The 2,009-nt window shown below is 32.3% G+C and carries 4 protein-coding genes; 2 read left to right on the top strand and 2 right to left on the bottom strand.

All coding sequences use genetic code 11. The annotated features are described in order from the left end of the window. Positions 1-139: 139 nt before the first annotated feature. Positions 140-442, top strand: coding sequence for a hypothetical protein (locus tag FTV42_RS16455; RefSeq protein ID WP_000110201.1), 303 nt, complete (start codon positions 140-142; stop codon positions 440-442). A gap of 61 nt (positions 443-503) precedes the next feature. Here the strand turns inward: FTV42_RS16455 and FTV42_RS16450 are convergent, their stop codons facing one another. Both FTV42_RS16450 and FTV42_RS16445 read right to left on the bottom strand, forming a co-directional pair. After that, complete coding sequence (locus FTV42_RS16450) at positions 504-767, bottom strand: Txe/YoeB family addiction module toxin (RefSeq protein WP_000184943.1); 264 nt, start codon at positions 765-767, stop codon at positions 504-506. Next, positions 754-1,017: a type II toxin-antitoxin system Phd/YefM family antitoxin gene (locus FTV42_RS16445; protein WP_000557944.1), complete on the bottom strand. Its 264-nt coding sequence runs from the start codon at positions 1,015-1,017 to the stop codon at positions 754-756. The genes FTV42_RS16450 and FTV42_RS16445 overlap by 14 nt, the downstream gene beginning before the upstream one ends. 172 nt (positions 1,018-1,189) lie before the next feature. On the opposite strand from FTV42_RS16445, the gene FTV42_RS16440 reads away from it, so the two are divergent. After that, positions 1,190-1,852 (top strand): hypothetical protein, encoded by a 663-nt coding sequence (locus FTV42_RS16440; protein ID WP_057692831.1) that lies wholly within the window; start codon positions 1,190-1,192, stop codon positions 1,850-1,852. Positions 1,853-2,009: the final 157 nt, after the last annotated feature.

Genomic DNA, 2,009 nt, shown 5'->3' with positions numbered 1-2,009 from the left:
GATTTACCCCTTGTCGCACCATTGGATGAAATCCAATGGCTAAGTGCGCCCTTCGGGAAAACCACGATAGCATGGGCTGTCTTGAATTTCAATTCAAACAGACCTATGCTTGAGGGGGATTCCTTGAGATGGTGATGGTATGAGTGTTGAAACTTTAGAGCAAAAAATTGCAAAGCAAGAAGAACGATTAAGACAACTAAAAGCACAAAAACAAGCTATTGCTGCTCGTGAAAAAAAGAAAAATTCTGATCGACAAAGAAAAGATGATACTAGACGTAAAATTCTACTGGGGGCTTGGGTTCTAAACAAACTGAAAAATGATGAATCTTTTAAGGGTCAACTAACCGATTTTGAAAAGTTTTTAAGCACGGAAAGTAAGACTGAAGAAAATAGGCAGAAAGATAAAGATCTTTTTAATGGCGTTATATGGAATAACACCTAAATTTCGCATATGAGATTTTGTATTAAATAAAAAAACAATCCCCTAAAAATAGGGGATCTTGTTAGTAATGGAATCGACATTGAATTATAGAGATTCGTTCATCTGTCACTTCATAAACTAATCTATGCTTTTCATCAATCCTACGACTCCAAAATCCTGAAAGATTAGCTTTTAAAGGTTCTGGTTTTCCTGTTCCTTCAAAAGGTGTTCGCTGACATTCTTTGATTAAGGTATTAATACGCTTAAGTATCTTTTTATCCTGTGTCTGCCAATAGATATATTCATCCCAGGCATTATCAGTCCATTCGACGTTACGATTCGTCATCCTCAATCAACTCTCTGTGTTTTGTTTTCCCTGCACGTAATTGAGCAATTGATTCATTTAAACGACTTGCATTATTTGGAGATGAAAGGAGATATAACGTTTCCATTAAGCTATCGTAATGATCTTGTCCCATTACTACAGCATGGCCACCTTCTTTTCTTGTAATAAAAGCAACGTCTACATCATCAATTACTTTATCTAAAACAGATTTTAAATTGTTACGTGCGTCCGTATATGTAAATACATGCATATATCTATCCCTCATAGGGTAAGCTGCGTCAAAACGCTGCTAGCTAGACTACCTAGGCGGTAGTGATTGAAACTTTACAATCCTAAATGTACAGAATCCTGTACATATTGTCAATTTCGTATAACCACCATTATGTTAAATTATGGTCTATTCATTAAATAACGGGGACTTCATGAACAAATTAATATACTTCATCATTCTTAATATTCTTTTAATTGGTTCTGTTTATGCTGAAAAAAATAAATTTTTAAATATGGCTCAAAGTAAAGTAAAGCAGGAAATGAAAGATCCTGACTCTACAAAGTTTCAAAATTTAAGGGAAATCAAAAATTCTGTTGGTGAGAGTGTGGTTTGTGGTGAAGTAAATGCTAAAAATTCCTATGGAGGATATGTTGGATATCATTTATTTTCGTATAGTCCGGATGGGGTTGTAATTTTAAATTCACCAAAAGATAGCGATTATTATAGAAATAAGTTTATTTATGACAAATCTGGCTGTGCAGGTGAAAAAGAAGAATTTTTAGCTCGAAATAAAGATATGTTCAAAAATTACTGTTTGGTTGCATATGACCTTTTTACAGACGTAATAGTAAATAATAAAACGAATTTAGATGCTATTACTTATGCCATGAGTAATTATCAAAAATATAATTTGAGTGTTTTTAATAATGATCTAGATAAAGCAAAAACAGATTTATTAGCAAATTTGGAACAAGTATTACAATCTAAAGAGACTGTAAAAAAAATTAAAAAAGATAAAAACGGAATGTTTAAAGCTCAATATATGTTTATTTGTCCTATAAGCATGGAAAAAAAATATATTTTTGAAAAGTAATGAAAAGAGAAAATTATTGAGTTTTCCTACAATTAACATAATACACGTTATACGAATTCCCAAGGCATGGCTTTTAGTCATGCTTTTTTTATCAAAAGACTATACCTGAATGATAGCGAGCCAAATCGCATACAATATCTATCATTAGACTTAATGC

Origin of the sequence: Acinetobacter sp. YH16052 (assembly GCF_013417155.1) — a bacterium.
In the GTDB taxonomy this organism is placed as follows: Bacteria; Pseudomonadota; Gammaproteobacteria; order Pseudomonadales; family Moraxellaceae; genus Acinetobacter.
Note: the sequence above shows the minus strand (reverse complement) of the source record. Positions and strands in the feature narration are given on the sequence as shown.